24 protein-coding genes are annotated in these 26390 nt (G+C 38.1%); 13 read left to right on the forward strand and 11 right to left on the reverse strand.

Going from position 1 to position 26390, the window contains the following annotated elements; genetic code table 11:
- The first annotated feature begins 1 nt into the window (after position 1).
- Together EHQ52_RS17730 and EHQ52_RS17735 are read left to right on the forward strand one after the other, a co-directional pair.
- The gene (locus EHQ52_RS17730) at positions 2-436 is read left to right on the forward strand and encodes a hypothetical protein (RefSeq protein WP_135616523.1); all 435 of its coding nucleotides are present in this window, start codon (positions 2-4) and stop codon (positions 434-436) included.
- Positions 415-897, forward strand: a complete 483-nt coding sequence (locus EHQ52_RS17735) for a molecular chaperone DnaJ (RefSeq protein WP_135616526.1) — start codon at positions 415-417, stop codon at positions 895-897. Before EHQ52_RS17730 ends, EHQ52_RS17735 begins: the two co-directional genes overlap by 22 nt.
- Here the strand turns inward: EHQ52_RS17735 and EHQ52_RS17740 are convergent.
- The 3 genes from EHQ52_RS17740 to EHQ52_RS17750 are packed head-to-tail and all read right to left on the reverse strand — an operon-like array spanning position 894 to position 2638.
- Positions 894-1409, reverse strand: coding sequence for an LIC11661 family lipoprotein (locus EHQ52_RS17740; protein ID WP_135616528.1), 516 nt, complete (start codon positions 1407-1409; stop codon positions 894-896). The two genes, EHQ52_RS17735 and EHQ52_RS17740, sit on opposite strands and share 4 nt — an antisense overlap.
- Positions 1410-1961: an HNH endonuclease gene (locus tag EHQ52_RS17745; protein ID WP_135616530.1), complete on the reverse strand. Its 552-nt coding sequence runs from the start codon at positions 1959-1961 to the stop codon at positions 1410-1412. It abuts the gene before it with no gap.
- Between the two features lie 47 nt (positions 1962-2008).
- Positions 2009-2638 (reverse strand): DedA family protein, encoded by a 630-nt coding sequence (locus EHQ52_RS17750; protein WP_135616532.1) that lies wholly within the window; start codon positions 2636-2638, stop codon positions 2009-2011.
- 120 nt (positions 2639-2758) lie between these two features.
- Between EHQ52_RS17750 and EHQ52_RS17755 the strand changes: the two genes are divergently transcribed.
- A complete protein-coding gene (locus tag EHQ52_RS17755) occupies positions 2759-3907 on the forward strand; it encodes a deoxyguanosinetriphosphate triphosphohydrolase (RefSeq protein WP_135616534.1) in 1149 nt (382 codons plus the stop codon).
- A 41-nt stretch (positions 3908-3948) separates the two neighbouring features.
- Here EHQ52_RS17755 and EHQ52_RS17760 read toward each other — a convergent pair whose 3' ends face one another.
- Together EHQ52_RS17760 and EHQ52_RS17765 are read right to left on the reverse strand one after the other, a co-directional pair.
- Positions 3949-5061 carry a cysteine desulfurase family protein gene (locus EHQ52_RS17760; protein ID WP_135616537.1) on the reverse strand — a complete coding sequence of 371 codons (1113 nt, stop codon included), beginning with the start codon at positions 5059-5061 and terminating at the stop codon, positions 3949-3951.
- Complete coding sequence (locus tag EHQ52_RS17765) at positions 5048-6496, reverse strand: hypothetical protein (protein WP_135616539.1); 1449 nt, start codon at positions 6494-6496, stop codon at positions 5048-5050. Before EHQ52_RS17765 ends, EHQ52_RS17760 begins: the two co-directional genes overlap by 14 nt.
- Positions 6497-6611: 115 nt before the next feature.
- On the opposite strand from EHQ52_RS17765, the gene EHQ52_RS17770 reads away from it, so the two are divergent.
- The 3 genes from EHQ52_RS17770 to EHQ52_RS17780 are packed head-to-tail and all read left to right on the forward strand — an operon-like array spanning position 6612 to position 10236.
- On the forward strand, positions 6612-8627 hold the full coding sequence (locus tag EHQ52_RS17770) for a tetratricopeptide repeat protein (RefSeq protein WP_135616541.1): 2016 nt from the start codon (positions 6612-6614) through the stop codon (positions 8625-8627).
- On the forward strand, positions 8627-9454 hold the full coding sequence (locus EHQ52_RS17775; RefSeq protein WP_425269406.1) for a hypothetical protein: 828 nt from the start codon (positions 8627-8629) through the stop codon (positions 9452-9454). Before EHQ52_RS17770 ends, EHQ52_RS17775 begins: the two co-directional genes overlap by 1 nt.
- A 17-nt stretch (positions 9455-9471) precedes the next feature.
- On the forward strand, positions 9472-10236 hold the full coding sequence (locus EHQ52_RS17780) for an enoyl-CoA hydratase/isomerase family protein (RefSeq protein ID WP_135616545.1): 765 nt from the start codon (positions 9472-9474) through the stop codon (positions 10234-10236).
- Between the two features lie 70 nt (positions 10237-10306).
- On the opposite strand, the gene EHQ52_RS17785 is transcribed toward EHQ52_RS17780, so the two are convergent.
- Together EHQ52_RS17785 and EHQ52_RS17790 are read right to left on the reverse strand one after the other, a co-directional pair.
- Positions 10307-12001, reverse strand: coding sequence for an FAD-binding oxidoreductase (locus EHQ52_RS17785; RefSeq protein WP_135616546.1), 1695 nt, complete (start codon positions 11999-12001; stop codon positions 10307-10309).
- Positions 12002-12130: 129 nt separating this feature from the next.
- Positions 12131-14140: a SpoIIE family protein phosphatase gene (locus EHQ52_RS17790; protein WP_135616548.1), complete on the reverse strand. Its 2010-nt coding sequence runs from the start codon at positions 14138-14140 to the stop codon at positions 12131-12133.
- Between the two features lie 156 nt (positions 14141-14296).
- Here EHQ52_RS17790 and EHQ52_RS17795 point away from each other — a divergent pair, with 156 nt between their 5' ends.
- The 3 genes from EHQ52_RS17795 to EHQ52_RS17805 all read left to right on the forward strand — a co-directional run bounded on the left by EHQ52_RS17795 (position 14297) and on the right by EHQ52_RS17805 (position 19080).
- The gene (locus tag EHQ52_RS17795; protein ID WP_135616550.1) at positions 14297-15931 is read left to right on the forward strand and encodes a glycerol-3-phosphate dehydrogenase/oxidase; all 1635 of its coding nucleotides are present in this window, start codon (positions 14297-14299) and stop codon (positions 15929-15931) included.
- 42 nt (positions 15932-15973) lie between these two features.
- The gene (locus tag EHQ52_RS17800) at positions 15974-17086 is read left to right on the forward strand and encodes a helix-turn-helix domain-containing protein (protein ID WP_135616551.1); all 1113 of its coding nucleotides are present in this window, start codon (positions 15974-15976) and stop codon (positions 17084-17086) included.
- A gap of 80 nt (positions 17087-17166) precedes the next feature.
- Complete coding sequence (locus EHQ52_RS17805) at positions 17167-19080, forward strand: AMP-dependent synthetase/ligase (RefSeq protein ID WP_135616553.1); 1914 nt, start codon at positions 17167-17169, stop codon at positions 19078-19080.
- Between the two features lie 312 nt (positions 19081-19392).
- Here the strand turns inward: EHQ52_RS17805 and EHQ52_RS17810 are convergent, their stop codons facing one another.
- Both EHQ52_RS17810 and EHQ52_RS17815 read right to left on the reverse strand, forming a co-directional pair.
- Positions 19393-19971 carry a TetR/AcrR family transcriptional regulator gene (locus EHQ52_RS17810; protein ID WP_020771550.1) on the reverse strand — a complete coding sequence of 193 codons (579 nt, stop codon included), beginning with the start codon at positions 19969-19971 and terminating at the stop codon, positions 19393-19395.
- Positions 19972-20075: 104 nt separating this feature from the next.
- Positions 20076-21083 (reverse strand): patatin-like phospholipase family protein, encoded by a 1008-nt coding sequence (locus tag EHQ52_RS17815; protein WP_135616554.1) that lies wholly within the window; start codon positions 21081-21083, stop codon positions 20076-20078.
- 97 nt (positions 21084-21180) lie between these two features.
- Here EHQ52_RS17815 and EHQ52_RS17820 point away from each other — a divergent pair, with 97 nt between their 5' ends.
- A complete protein-coding gene (locus EHQ52_RS17820; RefSeq protein ID WP_100707290.1) occupies positions 21181-21642 on the forward strand; it encodes a PaaI family thioesterase in 462 nt (153 codons plus the stop codon).
- Between the two features lie 4 nt (positions 21643-21646).
- Here EHQ52_RS17820 and EHQ52_RS17825 read toward each other — a convergent pair whose 3' ends face one another.
- Entirely contained in the window at positions 21647-22495 is an 849-nt protein-coding gene (locus EHQ52_RS17825; protein WP_135616556.1) for a hypothetical protein, read from the reverse strand.
- A 74-nt stretch (positions 22496-22569) separates the two neighbouring features.
- Between EHQ52_RS17825 and EHQ52_RS17830 the strand changes: the two genes are divergently transcribed.
- The 3 genes from EHQ52_RS17830 to EHQ52_RS17840 are packed head-to-tail and all read left to right on the forward strand — an operon-like array spanning position 22570 to position 25673.
- The gene (locus EHQ52_RS17830; protein ID WP_208653535.1) at positions 22570-23061 is read left to right on the forward strand and encodes an NYN domain-containing protein; all 492 of its coding nucleotides are present in this window, start codon (positions 22570-22572) and stop codon (positions 23059-23061) included.
- A 4-nt stretch (positions 23062-23065) separates the two neighbouring features.
- Entirely contained in the window at positions 23066-24565 is a 1500-nt protein-coding gene (locus EHQ52_RS17835; protein WP_135616560.1) for an MBOAT family O-acyltransferase, read from the forward strand.
- A 13-nt stretch (positions 24566-24578) separates the two neighbouring features.
- A complete protein-coding gene (locus EHQ52_RS17840; protein WP_135616562.1) occupies positions 24579-25673 on the forward strand; it encodes a DUF1574 domain-containing protein in 1095 nt (364 codons plus the stop codon).
- Here the strand turns inward: EHQ52_RS17840 and EHQ52_RS17845 are convergent.
- Positions 25661-26389 (reverse strand): SIR2 family NAD-dependent protein deacylase, encoded by a 729-nt coding sequence (locus EHQ52_RS17845; protein WP_135616564.1) that lies wholly within the window; start codon positions 26387-26389, stop codon positions 25661-25663. The genes EHQ52_RS17840 and EHQ52_RS17845 overlap by 13 nt on opposite strands.
- Position 26390: the final 1 nt, after the last annotated feature.

Genomic DNA, 26390 nt, shown 5'->3' on the forward strand with positions numbered 1-26390 from the left:
TATGGCGGGTAGGGGTATTAAAAGTCTAAACGTTAGGGAAGAAAAACTTTCCTCACTCTATGAGGAAAAAATTTCCTTTTTAGATAAATTGATCCAACTCCAAAAACGCCAATTGGAAATTCTTGGTTTTGGTGATGGAGAAGGTACTGCCAAACTGGAACTCCAAAATTCAGACCTAGTCGAAAAGATGAAACGACTAGATCGTAAGATCGAACAATTAGAAGAATCTTCTCCTCAAACCTTAGAAATTATTCGACTCTCTGATACAATCTTCCAAAAATTGGAGGAGTCCAGGGATTTGAATTCTCAAGTAGGGGAAAAAATGGAGATCATTCTGCAGGAATATCGCAAAGAGTTGAATATGGTTCAATCCAAGATCCAACTCAAAAAATTCCTAGCTCATAGGAAGTTAGGTTGGAAGACGGGGACCTGCTGAGCCGTGCCCTGGACTTTTACGGACTCCCCAAAAAATTCGACGCAAATCTAGTCCGGAGCAGATTCCGGGAACTCTCTCGTAAGTATCATCCAGATTCTGGAGAATACGAAACGGATATCATGTTTAAGGAATTAGTCCAGCTGAGAGATGTATTACTTTCTTCTCTCCAAGACGAATCTTTTGCAATTTTAGAAAATTCTAAAGAAGATCCGGAAGGATTCCAATTTTATAAACTGGCCAAACAGAAAGCTGCTCAGGCTATCGAAAGATATTTTCAGTTCACTGACGGAAATCCAGTATATCTCAAGAAGGAAGACAATCCTGCTCTTCTACGCTTAAGACAAGAATTAGAAACTGCTAAAAACGAGTTGGAAGAGTTTTTAGCAAAATTTCCTAAAAGTATCTGGAAAGAAGATACTGAAACTACTCTTAAAAAGATAAGTGTCTGGTTTAAAGATTAAGGAACTTGTAATGTATTCGAAGGCATGGAGAATACATAAATATCTTTAGTTCCACTATTCAAATCCAAAGAGATCACAGAAGATCTAAGAGTTACGTAATCTCCTGAATTTAAAGTAGCCACAATTTTACAGACCCTGTTTGTATTTTCTCCAGGACCTGGAACTGCAAGAGGCCCAGCAGTTGGATTTACTTCTATCGAATATTCTTTTGGTTGGTTCGGAAGAATACTTAAAGGAAGCTGGCATGCTTTTCCGGAAGAAAAATCAGCAGGGTTCCTAGATGCGTCCGCGGTATTTCCTGTATATAAAGTATAACCACTAAAAAATGCTTCTGGGTTTCCAGCTCTCAATCTAAGCTCGTAAACTCCTGTGCCGATCAGAGTGATCCCTACTAAAGTAGGCGGAGTAGTAACTACCCGATTCGTGGAATAATTATAACAAGAGAATAAGGAAAGGATTAGTGATAAGATAAAGAAGAATGTGTGGATTCTTCTGGTTAAAAAAAGATTCATTTAGCCGCGTATATAGTCCGCCCAGCCGAATTTTTCGACCAATTGGGTGGATACTGAAAATTGTGGAAAACGTCTCTTGTTTGTCGATCGATTTTCAGGAATCTCCCACTTGAGTTCCTGCAGAAGTTTGTTTCCTTTTCTGGAATTACAGTCTTTACAGGCAGTGACCAGATTTTCCCAGGTATGGTAATCCTTTGGTTTTTTTTCCCGGGGAATTTCTTCCCAGCGACTTTTAGGGATTACGTGATCCAAGGTGAGTTTGGAAGAAGGTAATTTACGTCTACAGTACACACACTCATGATCATCTCTCAAAAATATATTTTCTCTAGAGAGTTTATGCTTACGTTTAGGGACTTTATAATAGTCTGTGAGTAGGATAATCCTGGGGGTGGAAAGTTTGAGTTTTTCAGACCTGATAAAAAGACCTTTTTCGTCTTTAATGAGTTCTGCTTTTCTGAGAACGAGAAGGATAACGGCGTCTTTAACGGTTCGGATCGCAACCGGGACATAGGTCGCGTTCAGCACCAACACAGGTTGGGTTAGAACATCCATATCTAACCAAACTGTATAGATTCACAAAATTATGTCGAGTAAAAGTATTATTTCCCGGAACGTTTCTTTTTGATCGTGAAATATAGAACCAGCGCTAATACAAGAATTCCTAATAATGCAAAGACTGTAATTTGACCTTGGTGGACTAAGTTGCCTAGCTGATCTAAATTTTTTGCACCATAATGTCCAAGATAGACCCAGATCGGAACAGAAATCGCGGCGGCAAACATATCCAAAAACAAAAATCTAAAGAAAGAAATACGGTCCGAGGTACCAGCCGTTAGATAAATTGGCATTCTTAAGCCAGGCATAAACCTCGCCATGAATACTACCCAGTTTCCGTATTGGGAAAACTTCTCCTGTACTTTAGAAAATCTTTCTGGGGTTAAAAACTTGGCGATGAAAGGAATTTGTAATACTTTCTCCCCGAAAACTCTTCCGAGTAAAAATACAGAACCGTCTCCTACAAGAACTCCTGCCATTCCTACGCCGAACATTACATGTTCATTTGCGTATCCTAAACCAGCCAAAACTCCTCCGGAAACCAGAGAGATGTCCTCAGGAATAGGAAGACCGAAACCGCATAAGATCAGAGTGGAGAAAACTGCTAAGTAAGAAAACTCATTCCCAAAGCGGGAGAAAAAATTGACTAAATCCGGGATATTAACTAGATCCATGAATACTTCTATCTACTGAGTAGAATTGCACCAGTGAAACTTATCCAGAGCAAATTGGAATCGAAAAACTAGATTTGTTTGGCTTGCTTTCGATCTTTTTAGGTTCCAAATTGGTTTCAGGTGCAAAAAGACAGAAACCAAATCATCCATGCCGAAAATTCTCTACTAGCTGGTTATGCAGTTTTACAAGACGAAACTGGAGGAAGAGAATACAAAGAAGAAGAACACCCGTACCGTATCCCGTTCCAAAGGGATAGAGATAGGGTGGTTCACTCTAGCGCATTCAAGAGATTACAATATAAGACCCAAGTTTTTGTATATTCCGTTGGGGAAAATTATCGTAATCGTCTCACTCATACTCTAGAAGTTGCAGGAATTTCTAGAACAATTGCTTCTGCACTCGGACTCAACTCTTTACTCGCAGAAACGATCGCACTTGCTCATGATCTGGGCCATACACCTTTTGGACATGCAGGACAAGATATGCTTTCTGATCTAATGGGAGAATTTGGTGGATTCGAACATAATAAACAATCAGTTAGAATTGTTACGATACTTGAAACACGTTACCCGGAATTTCCAGGATTAAATCTTTCAAAAGAAACCTTAAAAGGAATGATGAAACATGGGGCAGAATACGGAGGCTCCAATTTAGGAAAGGAAAGAAAAGAAGAGGGTCCAAGCTTAGAAGCTCAATGTGCGGACGTAGCAGACGAGATCGCATACACAAGTCATGATATAGATGATGGTTTGGAAATGGGTTACCTAAAAGCAGAAGATCTGAACTCACTTTCTCTTTGGTCAGAAACTTCTGAAATGGTTAAGGGTAAGTTCCCAAAACTGGACGGAAAAGTTTTTGTTCGTACAATCATTAGAGAACTCACAAATAGTATGGTCTCTAATATGATTAGAACGATTGAATCTAGGATCTCCGACTGGAAAATTTCAGACAGAGATGATTTGAATACTGCCTACCAAGAAGGAAAAAGGATTGCAACCTATGAGCCATCTTATGGGGAAAAGGTCAGAGAATTAAAATCTTTTCTATACAAAACTCTATATAGACATCCTTCCGTAGTTGTCACAAGTGATAGAGGAAGAGATATTATAGAAACATTATTCTTTCATTTTAGAAAACAGCCTGATTCTATTCCTGAAACTTATAAAAGAAGAATTGAAAAAGAAGGTTTAGAAAGATGTGTGTGCGATTATGTGGCCGGTATGACCGATCGATATGCTGAAGAAATGTCATCTACGCTAGGAAAATAAACTCTGCAACTGCGGCGGCCTTTAATTTTTGAAACAGAGTATTATCGAATCGAAAGAATGGTTTCTTCCAAAGCAATCAGGAGGGAATCTACTTCTTCTTCCGTTGTATATAAGCCTGTGGAGATTCTGATCGCTCTGAGAGCCTCGTCATTAGAGTAGCCCATAGCGAGTAAGGAAGGAGCTGCTTCTCTGGATCTAGATTTGCAAGAGGATCCAGTAGAAACTGCAAATCCTTTCTCTTCCAATCCCATCATAAAGAAGTCCAAGTCGTCCAAAGGAAGTAATGCAAATGTTGTGGAGAATAGTCTTGGGGAATTCTCCGCAACTATTTCCGCATCTAAACTTTTGAGTTTAGATTCTATCTTATTTCTATAATATTCCAGACGTTCGTTTTTATTCTCCATTTCCGCAAATTGGATTTTTGCTGCTTCTGCCAAGGCTAGAATAGAAGGAGAATTTTCTGTTCCAGCTCTATGCCCGTTCTCTTGATTTCCGCCTTGGAACACTCCACCTTCTGGTAAATGTTTTGGATCGAACCATACTACAGAAGATCCTAATCCTCCTCCGATCTTATGGCCAGAAAATGTAAATCCGTTCAGAATAGAAAATGGCACAGGAATTTTGGAGAATGATTGAATAAGATCCGAATAAAATGGCATTCCATATTTAGCAGAAACTTCTGCCAGTTCCTGGATAGGTTGGATCACTCCAGTTTCATTGCCAGCATGTAATACAAACACAGGACCAGGTTCATTTTTCAGATAAGATTCTAATTCTGAAACAGAAACAAGTCCTGATTTATCTGCACTTAAAACTTTATAAGGAATTCCTAAACTTCTAAAAGAAGAATACATGGCAGCATGTTCAAAAGGAGATAGATAGGCTATGGTTTTAACAAATTGTTTTGCAAAGTATATAAGAGAATAATCCGCTTCTGTTCCAGACGATGTAAATATAAATCCTTTTGGATCTTTTCCTGTAAGTTTCGCTAATACTTTTCTAGATTCTTCAATTTTACCTTGTCTTGCTAAAGAAAAACGGGTAGGCCCTGAAGGATTAAAAAAATCTTCCTCATATTCTTCTAAGATTTTAGTTAATAAACCTGGAATAGGAGGATGGGTCGCATTATAATCGAAGTATTTAATTCTTTTCATCGAAAATATCGTCTGCTTCTTCGTATCTTCCTTTTCGACGAAGTGTGTACTGCAATAGTTTCTTTTTATCTTCGATCAGGTCTTCGTAGCCGGATTTGTCATTTCTATAATCCGGATCTATTGTATAAACTTCAGTATCCAAGGCATCCAGTTCTTTGAGAGCCTGGTCAAAATTAGATTCGTGCAATAGACATCTGACTCTCATCAGTTTCGCTTCGAATCTCGTGCCTAAATCTGTTGCGGAAGATTGATAAACCGCTTCAAACATATCCTTTGCTTTTTTTCTATAATTGGAATCTCTATCTCCCAATTTATAGAAGAGTTGAGCATTTCGGTTCAGGTTAGAATAAAATACCTTACCACCTTCTGTATCAGAAGCCTCACAAGGTATGGCAGCGATCGCACTTGCTCCCCAATATTTTGCTTCCGCAGGGATTGCTCTTTTAGAGCAGGAAAAATACAGAACTCTTGTAAATAAGGAAACTGATTCCTCCGGGGAAAGAGAAGGATGGGATTCATCGGTTCTAAGTCTGAGTAACTCTAAGGTTTTTAACAGAAGTGTCTTATACTTATTCGCGGTTAATGTAGTTGTATCAGGATAATCTTCTGAGAATACAATAGGAGAAGATTGAGACTCTGTGATCTTTTTCCAGATTCGGATCTCTTTTGGAAGATCCTCGGTTACATTCTCTTCTTCTTCCTTATTGCAGCTAAAACTAAAAAAATTCAGAATTCGTTTCCACCAAGGAATGGATGGAGGTTTTGCCTCTTTCAATTTTTCGAATACTAGTTCTTCTATTCTTTGGATTGCTTGGAAATGTGCAAGTATTGCCTCTTCTGGACGGCAAGTAGCAAAAGAAGAAATTCTGATCTTCTCCAAAAGACCTTTGCCTGAGATCTCAGGTTTGTCTTTTCCAAGAGTTGCTTGGCTTGGTGGAGAATTATATCCATCAAATGGATTATAGTTTAAGGCCCTTTTATAATAATCTAAAGCTTCTAGAGGGATTTTATTAAATGTTTTCCAGTAATCAAATGGATCCACAGGTTTTTCTCCCGTGGAAAATTTGGTCTCGCTTGGATTGGATAATCTTTCTATGGTCCAGCCTTGGTGTTTCGCTTCCATCCAGCTTGGGACCCTGAAAATATCTCCGCTACCTTCTTTCCCTATTTTATAAGCTCGGACGCAGGCCCTAGACATTTGGTCCGTTCTGAGATAATGTTCGATCTGTCTGTATTCTACCTTTTCAGATAATAGATCGTCTCCCTTGGACTGTAATTTTGCGGAAAGGGAAGGATTTAAGACGGGAGGTTCCAACCATAATGCGAAGGAACGTAAAATCTGGAATCTCCTGGGATAGATATAGATCGCTGCCAGGGTCCAAATCAACAAAAGTGTTAAGAATAACTTTTTCTTTTCTTTTAGAATGCTGAACAATTTCTTTCCTTAAGTTCCGGAAAATTCGTTAGACGAATAGAGTCCCTCGCTTGAGAGTAGAGAGAGTGAAGATTTCGCTTTTTTCGATTCCAAACCCTATACAAGTCCGGGGATTATGAAACACGCAAGCATTATTCCGATCCTTCTGGTATCCGTCCTGGATGCTGGCATATTATTTGCTTCTCCCCGAAATACCGACTCTGTTTTTGTATGTAGGGACACTGATTCTTCCGGGAGGGCGAGAGCCGTTTGGCCGGCCTATTATTATTCTCTTGGCTTAGAGAGTTTGAATAAGGCCAGAAATTCTGAAGGAAGAGAAAGAACTGAAGAGATCATAGAAGCAGTCCGAAATTTCCAAGATTATATTCGCTGTTCTGAATCTGTAGGATCTCCTGTATCTGCAGTGTTTCGTTGGAACAAGGCATTAGCTCATTATTATTTGGGACAATGGAAGGACGCAGTTTCAGAACTGGATCTAGCCGAAAAGTCAGATCCTAATTTTAGAGAATCCTATATTCTAAAAGGAACCATTCTTTTAAATAGTGGAGAATATGAAAAGGCTGCTACTTATTTGGAATCTCATCTGAGTAAATTTTCAGAAGATCCAGATTTCTATTATTTATTAAGTTCTGCTGAGCTCGCTTTAAAGAATGATGCAAAATCTGTTCTGTATTTGAGTTCTCTTAGAGATCTTATCAAACAAAAAGATGCCAATCCTAAATATCCTGAATTCGTATATTTATCTTTAGGAAAAACTTACTTTGCATTAGGTCAAAATACAAAAGCGCTCTTTTATATTTCGGGTTATCTGGAGATGAGACCTGAAAACTGGGAGATCCGATTTCTTCTCGCAAAAATTTTAGACCAACTAGGTAAATTCTCCCAGGCAAAAAAACAATTACAAAGAATCCTACAAGAGATCCAAGGAAATTCCTCTGTGGAATTGATGCTTGGAGAGATGTACTTTATAGAAAGTAGATCTATGGCAGCAGGTTATTTTGAGGATCTGAAGAAAAAAGGAAAATTGAATAAGGACGGAGTTCTATTTGGGCTTTATTCTGTTCTAAATTCAAAATATTCAGATGCGAGGCGTATTCTTTTCCCTTTAAAGGAAAAATTTCCTAAGAGACTTTCCATTCGCCTTGGGGTTTTAGAGATCCAAAAAAGAGATGCTAATATTGATAAAAAAGAATATATCAAAGAATTGATTGAAGTAGCTTCTATTGCACTCCAATCCCAACTGACCACACTTGCAGAAACATTATTACTCGAATCTATAAAGATCACTGAACAAGAAAAATTAGATCCAAGAATTCTCGCAGAACAATATGATTTTTTAGCGGGAGTATACGAACAATCAGGTTCAGTATTTAGATCCATCATTTCTGTTCGTAAGGCAATCCAATACACTTCTTCTCCAGAAGATTCTAAAAAATATGAATTACATTTGGCATTTTTGCTTCGGGGAAATCCTCCAGGAAAAGTCCAAGAGTCAGAAGAGATCATACAGAACATTCTCAAAAATGATCCGAATAATCATTATGCGTATTATCTTTTAGGAATTGTTCTCTTCCAATCTGAAAAACTAGAGGCAAGCAGGGGAGCATTCGAACAAGCAATTCGATTGGAGCCAAAATCTTCCGTGTATTATTTTTACAGGGCTTCTACTTTAGAAAAACTAGGAAGGCTTCCTGAGATGGAAGCGGATCTTCGTAAGTCTATGGAATTAGATCCTGAAAATCCAATCGCATATAATTATTTAGGTTATCATTATTCCGAAAAAGGAATTCGTTTGGATGAGGCTTTAGATCTAATCCGAAAAGCAGTGGAACTTGCTCCCGATAATGAAGCATACCAAGATAGTTTGGGTTGGATCTATTATAAAAAGGGAAGAGTAGACGAGGCTTTATTACATTTGAATCTTGCCTTCCAAATTTTACAGGATAAAAACGAATTTGATCCTACTATCTGTGAACATTTAGGTGATGTTCATCACGAAAGAAGAGAATTTGCAGATGCCAGAAGATTCTGGGAAAAATCGGAAACTCTTTTTCAAAAGAAGGAAGACAAAGTTCGAATTCGAGAAAAATTGGAGAGGTTAAGAACGAATCCGGTCTCAAATAAATCTTAATGACCGGGAGGGCTGTTTTGAGAACAAACTATTTCACTCGAATCTTTGCATTCGGATCATTATTTTGTTTTATTCTATTCTTCCAATCCTGTGTAACCACGGATATTGAAGAGGTTAATTTCCGCCAAAAGGGAAAGATCAAATTTTGGAGCGCCAAATCAAAGGAAGGCTCCAAATATTTAGAAGGTCTTCGTAAATTAGAAGAATCGAATACTTCTTATTCAGGAGAATTCGATATACGTATCCAAAATTTTTTCCCTAAAAAGGATGTATTCTCTTTAGCTGGAAAGATCTTCTATGATAAGCCGACCGGCAAAATGCAAATTGAGTTAACAGATAAACTCTTTGGGATCAGCGTTTCTAAGGTATTCAGCGATGGGCAAACAATTAGGATCAAAACTGTTTCCGTAGATAAGATCCATGAACAAACGATGGATGATATCGTATTATCTGATCCGAGCACTGGAAAACAAACGGTAGTTCCGTTTCCAGTCATCTACTATCTTCTTTCCAATAGAAACGCAGAATTATTCAAGCCACAATGGACGCTCGTTCAGCCGAACGATGGAATTGTTCTCGTCAGAAAACCGGGCGAAGAATGGACTTACTACACCGCGGAAAATGGGATCCGTTCAGTGGAATGGGATTCCAGCGGTAAAAATGTAAAGGCAGTAACGAGTGTTCAGGGAGAAGTAGAATTTCCTCCTAAAACCACGATCACACGTATTGTTTCCAGAACGGATGGTGCTGACCAGAATCGTATCGAGATTAAAATGAAAAAAGTATCCCGCACTGATAAATTGAATCAAATAGTGTTCGGATTCTAATATTAAGGAAAGTGAATATGTTAGACGTAGAAAAAAACGGTCATATTTTAGAACTTTATATCAAAACAAACGAGACCAATTCTTTAGGAAGAGAGTTTTTCCGCAAATTTAGAGATGTGCTTGAGCAGGCGGAAAACGATAGATCCGTAAAATCTATCCTTCTTTCAGGCAGAAACGATAAGTTTTTTTCAAATGGATTTGATCCTGATATCTTCGTAGGTAAAAACCTGGAAGAAATTAAAGAAGTTTTAAGAGAGGCACTCGGTGCCTGCGGAAGAGTTTTGTTCTCTCCTAAACCAGTAGTTTGTGCAATGAATGGTCACTCTATGGGAGTGGGGGCAGTCATCGCTATATTCTCCGATTACAGAATTCTCGTAGAGAAAAAAGGAAGATTGGGTTTTCCTGAGTCGCTAATCGGTATCAATTTCCCATCCACTGCAGGAACAGTTCTGAAAGATCTAGTCGGAATGAAAACAGCAAGAGATCTTTTGTATAGTGGAAGAGGTTTAAAAGCAGACGAGGCTGTTCAAGTAGGACTAGTCGAAGAATCTGCTACTCCTGAAGAAGTTATCACTAAAGCCAGAAAATGGTGCTCTCAATTCCAAGATATGGCAATGGAATCAGTAGTAGGAGTTAAAATTGCTCTTAGAGATTCTCAACGTTTGCTTGCTGACACATTAGAGAAAAGAGATGTGGATCTTCTTGCGCAAGCAATCGCTTCCTCCAATGGACAGGAAGGAATGAAGTCCATCCAGGAAAGAAGACGCCCAGTCTTTACCTGATATTAAAGCCTGGGATTTTATCCCAGGCTATATTACTTACGCCAGCCCCGGCGCTTGCCTTAACGAATTTTTAAGAATGGAATAATTTTCCTGGATTCAAAATTTCTTTTTGATCCAATACTTTCTTAAGTCCGTTTAGAGCTTCTACTCCAGGTTTACCTAAACTAGATTCATACCATTTTTTATGATCGAAACCGACTCCATGGTGATGGCTGATCGGAGCTTTAAAAGAAGTGAATGTATCCGAAACGGATCTTTTCATCTTAAACCATTGTTCTTCTGGTTTTTTAGCATCCATAGGGAATAAGATCGTATAATACAAACAAGCTCCCTCATGATAACTATGAGATAAATGGCACATAGCAATGGAACCAGGGATAGAATTTTGTAAGGACTCAATTCCAGCTTTATGAAGATCTTCTAGCTTATCATACGTGCTAGAAGTTTCCATAGTATCCACTCCCATTCCATACTGCATTACATGGTTTCGCAAGAAAGGCATATTATACCTGCTATGGATCCAATTTTGTCCTAACTTTTCGCCAGCGAAGATCGCTCCGCCTTTTTTCCAAAGTTTTTTAAGACCTTCGAAGGAACGATCTACTTCTTGTCTAGATCCGTCTAATCCCACTAAGACTACACATTTATTTTCTCCGATACCTACTGATTTTAGAAAAGAATTCTGCAGGAATTTTTTGAATTTCCGACCTAATGTATTCTTCTTTCCTAATTCACCTAAATACTCATAGAGTCTTGTTTCATTTGCATCAGACAGCCTAAGCATAGAAGTTTTGATCTCTTCCTGATTTGCTTTTCTGATAAAATTGATAGAAGAAAGTAGATTTGGAAATACTAGTCCGAAATATTTTCTAGTTTCTGGGATTTTGTGTATCTTAATAGTAACTTCTGAAATAATTCCTAAAAGACCTTCGCTACCTGCGATGATCTGATTCCAATCTGGTCCTATAGAAGCAGCTGGCGCTCTTAAAGTTTCTACTGTTCCTTTCGGGCTGATCAATTTTACTGAACTTAATATTTCTTCTATCTTTCCGTAACGATTGGATTGTTGTCCCGCGCTTCTTGCAGCGACCCATCCGCCTAAGGTGGAATATTCGAAAGATTGAGGAAAATGTCCTAAGGTGTAGCCCTTTAAATTGAGGCCATATTCTAATTTAGGCCCATAAATCCCTGCTTGGAAAGTTGCAGTCATACTGATCGGATCAAAGGATACGAGCTCAGTCATCTCTGTCATATCCAAAGAAAGAACTGCTTTTTGTCCTTTACCTTTGATTACTTCTACACCACCCACTACGGAAGATCCTCCTCCGAAAGGAATGACAGTAATCTTGTTTTTAGAACAATATTCTAAAATTTTAATGATCTCTGAATCTTTTTTCGGATAAACAACTCCATCTACAAATGCTTTTAAACTATTGAAATGAAGTCTTAGAACGTCGTAGTAACTTCTGCCTGCGGAATGGAAAATTCTCTCGTATCTATCGTTTTTGAAATTATTTTTACCAACGATAGAGCTTAGATTTTTAATATCATTAGGGCTTAGTTTTGCATTTGGTAGTTTGATCTCGTCAAGAGCAACTGCGGGAGTTTCGCGGATTGAATCTAATTTGAATTCTCTTTGGAGAAGTTTGAGTATCTCAGGCATCTGGGCCTTTCTACCAAAGTCCTGGTCATTTGCACCCCAGGCATTCCATCTAAGATTGGATCTGGAATAGTCGATTTTGGAATTGAGTTCGTGGTAGAACATTTTAGTCTTATCTCCGATTAATTAAAACGTTTCCAATAAATATGAATCTTTCCAGAGGGCAAGGTAAAAAGGATTTTTGATACAAGTCAAATCTCAGCTATAGGAGTTCCTATATGCGAACGCTTATCTCTATAGACGTTTTCTTAACTCTGCGATCTTTGGATCATCGGGTGAAAGAACGGAAGCTTCATCGATTAGCTTTTTGGCTCTGAAAGAATTGCCAAGTAACCTATAAATATCCGACAGGTTGATCAAGTTTTTCAAATGATTTGGAGAACGTACTCTTAATTTCTCTCCAAGCTCAGCCGCCGATTTTAAATATTCAGAGTCTTTTTTTTGAGTATAAGCCTTCTTCCAAAGGATAGAAGAATAAAATAAAATTTCAGTTTCAGAAGGATCCCAGGCCAAAGACTTTTCGGCCCATTCTGCCGCTTTTTTGAATTCGGATATTTTATCGTACCATCTGGATAGAAGTTTGGCTACTTGAGGGAAATAACGTTCTCCAACTGTACCTGATTTTTTTAAACCTTCTTCCAATATCCTTATTGCGTCCTTTGTGTTTCCTTTTTGGAAAGCAGACTCAGCTTCCGTAATGGATTTTTTGTCTTCCATATATGGATTTCTGGAAGGATTATAAGAAATAGATAATATACTCAAATCATCCGAAAGTTTTCCTCTGCTAATGAGGGACCTGCGGATCGTTTTTAATACTCCGCCACTTTCTTCCACTGAGGCGAGGAAGATTGTTTCGTCCTCGTTCATAACTCGTTTGCCTGAAAAATCCTCTTCTAATACAAGGTCGTCTCTTCCATCAGATCCGCAAAAGATCGTATCTCCGGGAAGCATACGAAATGTTTGGACTTGGATCTTGGTACCGAACATCTCAGAAATCCCTAATTTACGAATATTAGATTCTGCTCCCAGGAACATCGCCTTTCCATCTCTATACAGAACCGGCCAAGGATGTTCTGCATTGATATAATACATTGCTCCGGTTGAATGTTCTACTATTCCCAAAACTGCAGAGATCAACATGAATCCATCGAATGTCTCGAATACATTTTGAAGATCTATAAATGCTTCTTTCAACCAACGTTCTGGAGACTTGGATTGTATCTCTGGAGAAAGTCTAGTGCGGCTAATGATAGAATTGAATACAGAACCTAAAACCAAGGCGCCACCTGCACCCTGGATGGATTTTCCCATCGCATCTCCGTTGATGAATGCAGTATAATCTCTGTCTTGGATTTTTACTATATAAGCGCTTAAGAAGTCTCCACCAAGTTCGTAATCTTTTTCTTTGAAAGAGAATTTTTTGTACTGATCCAGTAAGAATTCCACTTTTACTGCTGAATTTTCGGAATTGTCCAATTTGATTAGCGGTGAAAGAAGAAGTGCAGTTAAGAAATAATCTCCATCCTGCTTTTCTTTCAAAGCTTGGATCTGTTGCATCTTTTCAGAAATTTCTCTATTACTTTCCTGGATCTTAAATCTACTAACAAAACTTACGAATCTATATCTTTCTAAAATTATAGAAAAAACTAAAGTGAGAAGGAACGCGATTCCCAGATTTTGCAAAGAGTAGGCAGCTTGAGGAGTGCTTAAATTCGGAGAATAGATCAGAGCGGATGTGATAAATGAAATCGCTGACAGAATTAAAAATACGAAATATGAATTTTTAGGAAGAGGAACAAATACAATTGTGATAAGAGCGATTTGAAGACCTGATACGTAATTTGGATCGTCAGCAATTCTACCTGTAAAAAAAGAAGTGCAAAGAAGTAAATATGCGATGAACGCATACGCCATTTCCAAACTATATCTGCGAGTAGGGATCTTGAATAATGTATCCATTAAAAGAAAGATTAAACTAAGAACACCAACTAAGGAGAATCCGATCCGGAAATAAAAAAGTTCAGGAAATTCAGGATGTAATTTTTGGTCTGTTCCAAAAGCGAAACCAAGCCACACAAACATAGCAAGCACGGCGCCCGGATATTGGATTGAGCGAGTCTGTCTTTTCAGATCCTCGATGTATTCTTTTTCATATACATCTCTATCTGGGTCCTTCTTAAAAAAACCTAGAATAGAATTCCATTTGTTTTGAAAACTACCTGCCCGGGAGGAAGTGTATGACATCTATTGAATCGAACTCCGTTCGGTTCAAGTCCCTTAAATAAGTGGGAAATAAGAACCGGGTCTAAACAAAAATTATCATCTACTGATTTGGAGTAAAGAACTTGTATAATTTCTAATGTCTTGACCGACCGAGTTCTCAAATCCAAGCTGTGAATCATGGCCAAAACGAAAGACGCTAAAACTTCTTCTTTTCCGATTTCTTCCCAAGTTTTCGATACCTTAGTGATAGGGGGAGGGATCACTGGCGCTACTACTTTGTGGGATGCCACCTTACGCGGGTTAAAGGCGGTGTTAGTAGAGAAGAATGATTTTGCTTCTGGAACAACTCAGGCCACCTCTAAATTAATCCATGGAGGTTTGAGATATTTAAAAAATGCAGAATTTGGACTCGTTCGAGAATCATTAAGAGAAAGAAGAATTCTCGCAAAGATCAGTCCTCATGCTCTCAAAACTCTAGGCTTTATTATTCCAGTATATTCTAATTCTGAAAAGTGGATCACAAACATCGGTCTTGGAATGTATGATTATTTTTCATACGATAGAAATAAAAATATCAGTTCTGATTCCTGGATCCCTAAATATAGATTTTTATCACCCGAAGAAGTAGTGATGGAAGCTCCAAGTCTTCCTAGAAATGGGCTCAAAGGTGGATTTTTATATTACGACTACCAGAACATGAACCCTGAAAGACATACATGTGAGTTCATCTTCTCCGCCGAAAAAAAAGGAGGAACAGCTCTCAATTATACTGAGCTAGTTGCTATTTCTCAGCAAGGAGAAGTTTACCAAGCGATCGTAAAAGATAAAAGAAGTGGCAAAACGTATCCAATATTTGCAAGAACTGTAGTGAATGCTGCAGGTCCTTGGGCGGATTTTGTAGAATCTTTGGCTGGAGTCGGAATGGACAAAGTTTTAGTCCGATCCAAAGGAATTCATATTGTAACTAGAGCATTGACTGTTTCTAAAGCAGTGGTCTTAAAGAAAAGAGACAAGACCCATATGTTTGTTCTTCCTTGGAGAGGTAAAACAATCATAGGAACAACAGATACTGTATTTTCAGATTCTCCAGACAAATTTAAGGTTACAAAATCAGACATCCAAGGTCTATTAGAAGAAATTAATGTTGCATTTGGATATTCAGACCTAACTGAATCGGATGTGGATTTTTATTATGGAGGAATGAGACCTCTTGTAGAAGATCCGGGTGAAAAATCAGATACATACAATGCTTCTCGTAAAACCGAAATTTTAGATCATAGAGAAAAAGGACTTCCCGGATTTTATACTGCTCTAGGTGGAAAATACACAACCAGCAGGCATTTAGCGGAGAAGATCACAGACAAACTCTGCGAGTATCTACCTGGAAAATTTTTACCTTGTGAAACAGATCAGATCCCGCTTTCTTCCGGAGAATTTTCGGATCATTCTTCTTTAGTTAAAGGGCTTACTAAAAAATATCCAAAACTTTCTGGAGAATATCTGGAATCCTTAGGTTCTCGATATGGAAGTTTAGCTTATGAAGTTCTTAAATACCAAAAAGCAAACGACGAATCTATAACCTTAAATAATGGAGAAAAGTTTAATACTGCTGAGATCCGTTATATCGCTTCCGAAGAAAAGGTAGAAAAGGGAACAGATTTCTTCTTCCGTAGATCCGGTGTAGGGGTGCCTGGCTCTCCTTCTACTGAATCCTTACATAGAATTGTAGAAGAATTAGGGAAAACACTGGGTTGGAACCCTGCTCGTAAAAAGGCAGAAACTTCGGAGATACTTTCTCGTTACCATTTTTGACTTTTAATCTAGTTTCAATCTGGTATTTCTTTAGTAAGTTACATGGATTTAGAAACTGCTTATTTAGTTTTCGGAATCGCCTTCGGCTGGATCTGGTCTTTAGGAATTTTACTTTCTCCTGCTTCTTTGGGAGAAAGGACCAGAGCCTCCCTGATCATGTTTTGTTCTTCTTTTTGGCTTGTAGGAGCTGCAACATTCCTTTCTGGACTCGTCAAAACCTATCCTATCTTGTATGCGATCCATATTCCTTTTGCACTGGGAATTGCTCCTATTCTTTATATACACTTTCAGATCACTCTGTTAGGCCTAGAACTTTCTAAAAAAGAGACCCTTCTTCACTTTTTGCCAATTCTACTTTCCGTAATTTTACTCTTACCATTTTGGTTAGGCGGAGAAGAATTTAGGATCCACACATTACAAGAGATCACTCAAGGGAAAATTTATTCTAGCATACTAGTGTTCTTGCAGATCACTCCTAAAATTTCGATCCTTTCTTATTTTCTACCATTGCTTTGGATGTACAGAAGTTACTTATTCCGTTCGGAACAAGACGAGAATGAAGAAAGAGCTAGAAGAATGTTCCTGATCTTCATAAGTTTAGTTTGTTTTGTGATCTTCTGGGGACTCACCGGTTCTATTTTAAGAAGAATTGAATTCGTAAAAGAGAGTATATTCAGTCTTCCAATTTTGTTAGTGATCGGATTTTTACTTTCTCAAAGAGAACCAAATTGGCTTGGCATTGTTGGAAAAAGTTTAAGAGAAGTCCGATATAAAAAATCCAGATTGAAAGGAATGGATGAATCCAAGATCAAAGACCGATTAGAAACATTGATGAAAAGAGAGAAGGTTTATGCAGATGAGGATCTTACACTTTCTCAACTCGCAGAAGAATTGGGACTAACCAATCACCAACTTTCTGAATTTTTAAACCAACGTCTATCTATGAAATTTTCAGATTATATCAATTCATGGAGAGTAGAAGAAGCAAAGGTTTTACTTTTAGAAGATGTGGATCGTTCTATTTTAGCAATCTCAGAATCAGTTGGGTTCAATTCTAAATCCGCATTTAATGAAGCATTTAAGAAATTTGCGGATTCTACACCCAGCGAATTCAGAAAAACTGCAGTCTTATACAAGGCTTCGTTAAAATTTTAAAATTCGCACGTCCTGAGTTATACGCCAGGACGACAAACTTTCAAGTCGGCCCTATACTTTCCTCCATCCTAGGAGGTGGCATGAAAACTCTTGCCGATTTATATCAATCGTCCAAAAATAAATATGGGGAAAGACCTGCGTTTCTAACCAAAAATTCTTCGGGAGAATTTGATTCAGTGAGCTATTCTGAATTGTATGAGTTAGGATTACAACTCGGGACTGCACTTATAGAATTGGAATTTCCGTATAAGGGACATGCTGCCGTTCTTGCAGATAACCGATTGGAATGGATAATTACCGATTATGCAATCGTGATGGCGGGTGGGGCAGATGTTCCGAGAGGTACAGATGTGACCGATGGCGATCTAAACCATATTCTTCCCCATAGTGGTGCAACGATCGTATTCGCGGAAAACGATTCAGTATTAAAGAAACTCTACCAAAACCAAAGTGCTATTCAGAATGTACATACAATTATTCTAATAGATAAGAATGCTAAGGGAACCGGAAAGGAACTTAGATTCTGGGATCTGGTACAAAGAGGAAAAGAACTTAGAGATAAAGGCAACCGTGAGATGGAGAAGAGGATATCCCAAATCCAGGAAAAAGATCTTTTTACACTCATCTATACTGCCGGAACAACCGGTCGTCCTAAGGGAGTTCCTTTGACCCATAAGAATATCATGTCCCAGATCAATCGAATTCCGATCAAACTGGAAGCAGGAGAACGGATACTTTCTATCCTTCCTGTTTGGCATAGTTTTGAAAGAATGTTTGAGATGGTATGTATCCATTTCGGAGCAGGAACTTATTATTCTTCTGTAAGAACTCTGAAGGAAGATCTCAAAAAAGTTAAACCAACATTCATGGCTTCTGCACCTAGACTTTGGGAAAGTGTGTACCAAGGAATTTATGCTACAGTGGCAAAATCTTCTAGTGTAAAACAAAGCCTGTTTCATGCGGCTCTATTTTTCTCTTCGAATATTCAGTCTGCAAAACGTTGGCTTGGTTTTAGAGAATTGGATCTGACTGGAAGAAGTGCAATCGTTTCTTCATTCGTTGGGATAATCAAAGTTCTACAATATATTTTGAATATTCTTCCTGCGACACTACTAGATCTGATCGTTCTGAAAAAGATCCGCCAGGCTACTGGTGGAAAATTGAAAGGAACCGTTTCTGGTGGAGGAGCTCTTCCTATCCATGTGGATAAATTTTTTAATGCGATAGGTATCCAAGTTTTGGAAGGATACGGTCTTACTGAAACTTCTCCAGTGATCTCTGTTCGTATTTTGGATGAAGCAGTGATGGGAACTGTAGGTCCATTATATAAGGAAACTTCTCTCAGAGTTGTGGACCCAAATACTTCTAAAATTCTTTGGACTACAGAAGAAGGTGGACCTAAAGGATATGCAGTTAAGGGAGAGATCCATGTAAAAGGGGATCAGGTAATGTCAGGATATTATCACGACGAAGAGAATACTCGCAAAGTGATGCAGGGAGATTGGTTCAACACTGGAGACCTTGGAATGATGACTTATAATGATTGTTTAAAAATTGTAGGTAGAACAAAAGAAACAATCGTTCTATTAGGTGGAGAGAATGTGGAGCCTGTCCCTATAGAAAATATTCTAAGCCAGTCAGAATTCATACTACAATGTATGGTGATCGGTCAGGACCAAAAATATCTTTCTGCTTTGATTGTTCCGAATCCAGAATTCTTTCCGAATTACAAACCAGGAGTTGGTTTTAGTACAGCGGAAGAAGAAGCAAAATGTGCAGTCAAGATCCAAGCAGTGATTAAAAATGCAATTTCTGCAACGAATGGATTCAAATCATTCGAAAGGGTAGTGGACTTTAGATTATTGCCTAAACCATTCGAAACTGGAGACGAACTTACTGCAAAACTTTCAGTGAAACGCCATGTTGTGACTGATAAATATTCAGGACTGATCAGAGATATATATTCAGGTAAAAAAGAGGAAGTTCTGAGGTAAGTTTGTTGGAGTTCCGACAAAGTTTGAGGCGCTGCCCCCACCCAATCCCGCGACCCATCGGAAGCGGGATTCCCGAAGGGTAGCCTGAGCGAAGCGAAGCTAAAGTTTGAACTAAACGAGCTGTGTCAAATCGGAGAAAAATTGTTAGGGTGGAGGGGAGTGGCCCGTGGGAGAGCGCTTTCCCTATATCACAAAATCCTAAACTCTACAACTAAATTTTTTAGCCCGAACGAATGTTGGAATTCCAACAAACTGCCTTTTACTTTCGGTGTAGGAACTCTCGCAAATTTTAATATTATCCTTCCGAAAATCTCAGAAAGTAAAAGTATTAGCTAGAACCACTCCCATAAAATCTTTCACAACTTCAGCCACCTCATCCAGTTTTATGGATTCTTGGTCTACTATCCTTTGGCCAACAGTTCCTAAAATAATACTGATCAAAAGCCTATTTAAGTTCGGGTTAGTAATTCCTAAATGTTTTGTGATGATAGTTACATATTCTTTCATAGCTTCTGCAATGAGTTGTTTCTCTTCTTCATGATTTTTTAATCTAGAAACATCGCAGATGATATAGAGTAGATTTTGGAAATAAGTCTCTCTGTCCTTTACCATGGTGAAAAGTGCCTCTACTCTTTTCTCGATGGTTTGATTATCTTCTCCCTTTGAATAAACTTGTAACTCTTCGATATCTTTATTGAGTACGAACTTTACAAGTTCTTTAAATATATCTTCTTTAGTGGAGAAGTAGTGGTAAAGAGTTCCGGTGGAAACATCCAATTCGGTGGCGATTTCTCTCATAGAAACAGCCGAATACCCTCGCCTTGCCAAAATATCTACACACTTGGAGAGAATCTCGGCTTTGTATTTTTCGTGATTTACGATTTTGGGCATTTCTTGGGTCCTGAAGAGTTTTTTCTATTTACCGTTTTCGCTAGTTCTAAGGCTCCTTTGAGAAGGAAGGGGAATAAGCCCTGTCATTTTGAGGAGCAAGTTAATTATTTTATTTGTTCGAAAAAAGAATGCAAGTGTTTTTTCCAGTTTGGGTCCAGATGACTTAAGATCCTTTCCTTTTGTTCTTCAGCATCCTTACGTCCTGTCTCGAACGCATGCCTTACAAGGTTTGGTTTCGTATAGTCAAACCCCTGCTCTATAAATGGTTCCCCAGGAGAAACAAGCAATGTATCGGATAAGACGGAGGCAGATTTTCCCACTAAGGTAGTAGGTTCATAAAAAACTCCTATTTTAGGCAGGTCAGAGGAGAAGTTTTCGAGCAGTAAGTTATTAGTTAAACCCCCATCCAGATAATAATTACCATTAAAACTTTGGAGAGGTAAAACTGGGAAGGCAGAGCAAGAGTTCATCACGATCTGGGTTATAGTTTCAGGATCTGTTAGGTCCTTCTCCGTAAAAACTTTTTCTCTCCATCCCCAATCTTTCATTTTTTGTAATACCTCAAAAGGTTGTTCTCCCTTTCTTCTTAAAGTCTCATCTTTAAAATATGCTCGGATGATAGAAGCTGCCTTTGTAAGAAGTATTCTTTGTATAGGCTGGCCTTTTTTGTTCTTATCTAAACTTTCCTTTGGGATTTCTACTGTGTGGATCCTGATTTTTGCGGACTTGGAGATGAGCTTAGAAAACCGGAGACAATATTCAACAGTTCTTCTTGCGATACCATGATGAGGGAAGGGGGCGCTAATCCTAAGGAGCCTATTCCAATAAAAGTTTTTAGGATTTCGTTTTGTTAATTCTTGGAAATAATTCGAACTGTCTTCTTCTGTTTCGGATAAGGTGCTGATTGCCATCGCGGCTCCCGCACTCACTCCAGAAACTTCTTTAATTTTTAAACCCCAGGTTCTTAGTGTATATGCAAAACCCAGTCCGTAAAATGCTTTGATCCCCCCGCCAGCGATTGCAAGAGCGATTTCTTTTTTGGTCCCTAGTTCTTGCCATGCGGTCCGGATACCGTTTTTTAATTTGGTTTCTAAGGAAAAGAGCGGGTTCATTTTCCTACATAATGGTTGTGTCACCAAATCATGGCAATTTTAATTTGCCCGAATCTAATTTCTTTACAAGATCGGAATATAGACTAGGAGATCCACCTTGGCGAATCAAAAAGATTTAGAAGATATGCAGAAAGAATGGGAGAAGTTTTCTAAGGCCGCACCTGGCTTGAAGGTTCCTCCTCCTGCTTTCAAGGAACTGTCCGGTGAGTTTGTTTCTTATGTTAGGAAGAAGGAGATGGTCTGCAGTTTTTATGTAGAGCCTAGATTCTCCAACCCAATGGGGGTTTTCCAGGGCGGATTTTTAGCAGCAGCATTCGATAATACTTTCGGTCCATTATGTTATTTGGCGGCGGGAAAACCTACTACTACTTTAGAATTAAGCGTTAGTTATATTCGGATGGTAAAGGAAAACCAAAGAATTACCGTACAAGCAAAGGTAGTTGCTCGAGGTAACCAACATATTTACCTAGAAGGAGAAGCTTTCGATGAAGAAGGTAAACTTCTTGCAAAATCAACAACTCAAGTTTTGATCTTAAGACTCCCTGGCGGAGCCGCTTGAAATATTAAGTTTCTGGGATGGAAGGAGGAGATGAAATTTCTTCCTTCGGTTCCGTGATCCTCTCTAGAGGAAGTTTTTTCACGTGTTCTGCCATCTCCTTTAAGATGTTTGCGGTGATATCCTTCATAATATCTCCGATCACTTCTGTTTCTAAAACTTCTGCGATCATTCTTCCTATATCTTCTCCCAATTTATGAGAGATCTGGGACATGAAAGGTATTTTGGATAATTCTTCTAATAAAAACTTGGATTGTAAGGATTCATTTACCTGGGTATTGAGTTGGTCATTATGTTTGGAGATAGCTTCTTTTGCAAGCTGGCTATAATCTAGTCTAAGCATTACTTCTTCCACTCTTTCCAATGAATGTAAAAATACTGCATCTGCAATTGTATCTACGATTACATCTCTGAATCTGAAAGTAATTTCTCTAGTTAATACTTCGCTTACATTTTGTCCAGAAGTCCCGAATCTATAAAATGCAATTGCAAGTTTGACCCCTCTTAAAAGTAAGAATGGCCTGAGGAAATAAAGTGGAATGATCCCAATGAGTTCGTACCAATTTGTTCTCAGATATTTTTTGATGTCTTTTTTTTGTCGAACCTTGATCCAAACTTCTATTCCCCATAAAAATATAACGAATAGATCGAATGCGAGAACATAGGCTGGAATATCTTTGTGGATGAATTCCTTATATGAGTTTACGAATAATAAGAAGAATACGTCGATTGCTGCTAAGCTTAAGAGGAAATAATCCCTTGCCGTACCAGGTAAAACACTTCTCCAATATTTTACAGTTCGTATGAAGTTTCGGATTTTAGAGGTTTTTGCCGGTTGGGAATTTGCTTCCGCCATGTGCCATTGTCCGATTCGGTTCGGTGTTTACAAGTTTTTCCAAAACATACATTCTGGTCACTAGTTTTAAAGGGATGCATTTAGTCGTAGACGGTTTCAACCTGATTTACAAAATTCCTGAATTGGAAGAGTATATGTATTCCAATCGTTTGAGGGATGCCAGAGTTGGCCTCTTGAGAATTTTGGAATCTTATTCTGCTAAGCTGAAAAGTTCTAAGGTCCATGTTTTCTTCGATGGTAAAAAAGAAAAAGGGAACGAAACCAAAGAAGATTTGTACGGAAAAATACAAGTTTATTTCAGTTTGGACAGAAAGGCGGACGATTTGATCAAAGAATATATCAAATTTGCGCCTAGACCTGCAGATCTATATGTAGTGACTTCCGATCAGGAAATTTTGGCTTTTGCAAAAAGACTGGGAACAAAACCTATACTATCCGAAGAGTTCGTAAAAAAAATAGAAAGCGCCTTAGCGGAAAAACCGACTCGGGAAGAAAAGAACTCAGGCGCAAAACTTTCTCCGGGAGAGATTCTCTACTGGAAGGAACTATTCAAGAAGGGAAAGTAAAAGAGTGCTCTACAATTCGATCTTATTTTTCGTTTTTTTCTCCATCGTTTATTCTATCTATTGGCTTCTTCCAGAAAGAAAAAGATCCGATTTTTTACTCATTTCCAGCGGGATCTTTTATATTGTAGCTTCTTCTACGATCTTAAGCGGGGTTTATTTCTTTCTCCATTTCTTAATTATCGTTTTATTCAATTATTTCGCTTACTTTAAGATCAAAACTTCTGCGAAGCCTAAGGCTTGGATGATATTCGCTGTTCTATTGAATGCAATCAATCTAGGATTCTTTAAGTATTTCTATTTTATGAATAGGATACTTTTTGATATTACACAATATCCTTTCTTTGGCGAAGTTCCTAGAATATTGCAGATTACTCTTCCTTTAGCAGTTAGTTTTTACAGCTTTCAGATGATCGCTGCAGCAGTAGACGCTTATAGAAAACCGGAAGGAGAGTTGATAGGCCTTAAACAATATCTTGGTTTTGTAATATTCTTTCCTGTGTTGATCGTAGGACCAATCTTAAGAACCAAGGATTATTTTGTAAATATAGGGCATTTGAGCCCGGACAAGGATAAGATCATAAGAGCTTCTTATCTGATGATCTCTGGTCTGATCAAAAAAATACTGATTGCGGATCCAGTAGCTGGAGTGATCGCTCCTGTTTTTGGAAATCCTGGTCAGTATGATAATATTTCTCTTGTTTTAGCTGCATTTGGATATGCGATCCAAGTATATTGCGATTTTTCGGGGCTCACTGATATGGCGAGAGCTGTCGGTCTATATTTCGGATTTGAACTTCCTGAAAATTTTAACGCACCTTTATTTTCTCCATCCGGAAGAGAGTTATGGCAGAGATGGCATATGAGTCTTTCTTTCTGGCTAAGAGATTATATTTATTTTCCTTTGGGCGGAAGTAAAAAAGGGGAATGGCGTACTTACCTAAATCTGATCATCACTATGACTGTGGGCGGGGTTTGGCATGGAGCCGATTATACATTTATTGCTTGGGGATTTTATTGGGGAGTCATACTTGCGTTCGAAAGATTTTTAGTAGGTAAGTTTGGCTGGAATGATGAAGATTCCAAAAGTAAAATTATTAATTTTTTAAGGATACAATTCGTATTCTGTTTATTCTCCTTCAGCGCGATTATGTTCAGAGCAAACTCTGCGACTAAAATGCTCCAGCATGTTGTGGGGCTTGTGACAAATACGCAAAATTATCTTTCTACATCTTTACAATCCCTAGGTTTTGGTTGGATAGAAAATTCAATTTCCTTGGTGACCGGACCTTCTCCATTTATTTTAGAATCTATGAAGAATATTGAAAAGATAGGATATTCTTATTTAGGATTTATTGTATTTCATTGGATACAATCCAGAAAGGATCTATTATTACAGTGGGGAAGAGGTAAAGATTGGTTACTTATTACCTGCGGTGTAGTTACGATATTCGCAATTTCTTTATTTTCGGAGGATTCCGGAGCTTGTATCTACTGCCAGTTCTAGGCCGGAAATCATTATGAAAAAGAATACATTTTTATTTCTTCCTCTATTTATTCTTTTGATCTCTCTGGGATTGGATCGTTTATTCACCTTAGAGTTTTTTCAGTATTATTATTCAAATACATTATCTCATCTGAATTTTGTCAGCAAAGAGGATCTGTATTCCGATCTGAAAGAATATTTGAAGAAGGATCCAGCTACTCGTAAGAAAACATTAGTTTTCTTTGGAAATTCCAGGGCACTTTTACTTCCGACTAGAGAATTAGAAAAAAGACATCCGGATTGGATGCTTTATAATTTTTCAGTTCCAGGCGGTTCTCCAGATTATTTCTTATATTGGATAGAAAGATTCAAATCAGACGGCACAAGACCTGATTTTGTACTTTTGGACCAATCATTAGAGATTTATAATAAAACTCCTGTTCTCGCTTTGGACGAGGTCTTAATTTACGGACTTTCTCCGGAATTTTTTATTAGACATTGGTCAAGATATTCGAGAGAAGAATTATCTGTATTTATTTCTAAACATCTATTCCATACATATAGAGACAGGCCTAAACTTTGGAGAATTTCAGAAAGGATGGAAAAATCTTCTGCTTTAGCCAAGATTTATCAGGCAGCAGTGCAAAAGGTATTAACAATCCTAAAGGAAGAAAGAGGAAGTACACCTAAAGACCTAGTTAAGCAGAAGCATACAGATGAGCAGCTTGTTCAGGCTTCGGAAACTGATTTTTCTTCTTATTTGAAACCTTATACATTCCACGCGAATATGTTCGAAATGCAAAAGGACTCAATTTATATATTAAAAGAATATAATGTTCCTTACGCTACCATTTGGGTGAAAGTTGCTCGTCCGTATTTTAACTTATATCGAAATAGAAAGGTAGAAACTTCAGAAGGCCTTAAAACTCCAATAGAAGTTTGGAAACCTATCGTAGAGAAGTTTAATCAAGAAACTGGGACTGCTTTTTGGAATATGAATGAAGATCCAAGCTATAATTGTGAAGAATTTGCAGATCCAGGCCATATGTCCCCGAATTGTTTTCCTGTATTCGGAGATTATATCTTTAGAAAATTAGAAGAGACCTTTCCTAAAACTCAAACAAAGTAAGTAATAAGTTCCGGGAGAATTTCTCCCGCTTTTCCTTGTAAGAACAGGTCTGCGTATCTGCTGTAACCACTCGGATCAATATTGATCTCAATTACGAATGCTCCGTTTTCTTTTGCGATCCTTGCAAGTTCCACTGGAATTCCCACGGCTCCGGAAGAACCGATCACAAAAACAATTTCTGACTTTTCAGCAAATGATACTGCGCGATTTAAAAGATCTGTATCATAAGATTCTCCAAACCATAAAACATCAGGTCTTACTAAATTTTTGCAGTCAGAACATTCAGTAGAATTTTTAAGTTTAGAAGGATCCGAATTATATGTTATATCGCAGCTGATACATTTGTTCCTAAAAATATTTCCATGTAGTTCTATAATTTTTTCAGAACCTGATCGTTTATGAAGACCGTCCACATTTTGGGTGATCAAATTAAAATCGGATCTTTTCTTTTCTAATTCCGCTAAAGCAAAATGTGCAGGATTCGGAGACTTGGTAGATATCAATTCCATTCTCCAAATATACCATTCCCATACAAGTTTTGGGTCTCGCTGGAATGCTTGAGGAGTTGCAAGCTCTTCTGCTCTATATTGTTTCCAAAGGCCTTCTTTTCCTCTAAATGTAGGAACTCCACTTTCTGCAGAAATTCCTGCGCCTGTAAGAGCTAAGATATTTTTAGAATTTTTGAATTTCTCAATGATTGTAGCGGAGAGTTGCATT

Source organism: Leptospira koniambonensis (genome assembly GCF_004769555.1).
GTDB lineage: Bacteria > Spirochaetota > Leptospiria > Leptospirales > Leptospiraceae > Leptospira_B > Leptospira_B koniambonensis.

Coding starts and splice junctions, on each gene's coding strand:
- EHQ52_RS17745 (WP_135616530.1), bottom strand. CDS start 1,961: ATGGATGTTCTAACCCAACCTGTGTTGGTGCTGAACGCGACCTATGTC.
- EHQ52_RS17740 (WP_135616528.1), bottom strand. CDS start 1,409: ATGAATCTTTTTTTAACCAGAAGAATCCACACATTCTTCTTTATCTTA.
- EHQ52_RS17790 (WP_135616548.1), bottom strand. CDS start 14,140: ATGTCATACACTTCCTCCCGGGCAGGTAGTTTTCAAAACAAATGGAAT.
- EHQ52_RS17840 (WP_135616562.1), top strand. CDS start 24,579: ATGAAAAAGAATACATTTTTATTTCTTCCTCTATTTATTCTTTTGATC.
- EHQ52_RS17750 (WP_135616532.1), bottom strand. CDS start 2,638: ATGGATCTAGTTAATATCCCGGATTTAGTCAATTTTTTCTCCCGCTTT.
- EHQ52_RS17730 (WP_135616523.1), top strand. CDS start 2: ATGGCGGGTAGGGGTATTAAAAGTCTAAACGTTAGGGAAGAAAAACTT.
- EHQ52_RS17775 (WP_425269406.1), top strand. CDS start 8,627: ATGACCGGGAGGGCTGTTTTGAGAACAAACTATTTCACTCGAATCTTT.
- EHQ52_RS17800 (WP_135616551.1), top strand. CDS start 15,974: ATGGATTTAGAAACTGCTTATTTAGTTTTCGGAATCGCCTTCGGCTGG.
- EHQ52_RS17830 (WP_208653535.1), top strand. CDS start 22,570: ATGCATTTAGTCGTAGACGGTTTCAACCTGATTTACAAAATTCCTGAA.
- EHQ52_RS17845 (WP_135616564.1), bottom strand. CDS start 26,389: ATGCAACTCTCCGCTACAATCATTGAGAAATTCAAAAATTCTAAAAAT.
- EHQ52_RS17770 (WP_135616541.1), top strand. CDS start 6,612: ATGAAACACGCAAGCATTATTCCGATCCTTCTGGTATCCGTCCTGGAT.
- EHQ52_RS17815 (WP_135616554.1), bottom strand. CDS start 21,083: ATGAACCCGCTCTTTTCCTTAGAAACCAAATTAAAAAACGGTATCCGG.
- EHQ52_RS17795 (WP_135616550.1), top strand. CDS start 14,297: ATGGCCAAAACGAAAGACGCTAAAACTTCTTCTTTTCCGATTTCTTCC.
- EHQ52_RS17805 (WP_135616553.1), top strand. CDS start 17,167: ATGAAAACTCTTGCCGATTTATATCAATCGTCCAAAAATAAATATGGG.
- EHQ52_RS17785 (WP_135616546.1), bottom strand. CDS start 12,001: ATGTTCTACCACGAACTCAATTCCAAAATCGACTATTCCAGATCCAAT.
- EHQ52_RS17780 (WP_135616545.1), top strand. CDS start 9,472: ATGTTAGACGTAGAAAAAAACGGTCATATTTTAGAACTTTATATCAAA.
- EHQ52_RS17810 (WP_020771550.1), bottom strand. CDS start 19,971: ATGCCCAAAATCGTAAATCACGAAAAATACAAAGCCGAGATTCTCTCC.
- EHQ52_RS17760 (WP_135616537.1), bottom strand. CDS start 5,061: ATGAAAAGAATTAAATACTTCGATTATAATGCGACCCATCCTCCTATT.
- EHQ52_RS17825 (WP_135616556.1), bottom strand. CDS start 22,495: ATGGCGGAAGCAAATTCCCAACCGGCAAAAACCTCTAAAATCCGAAAC.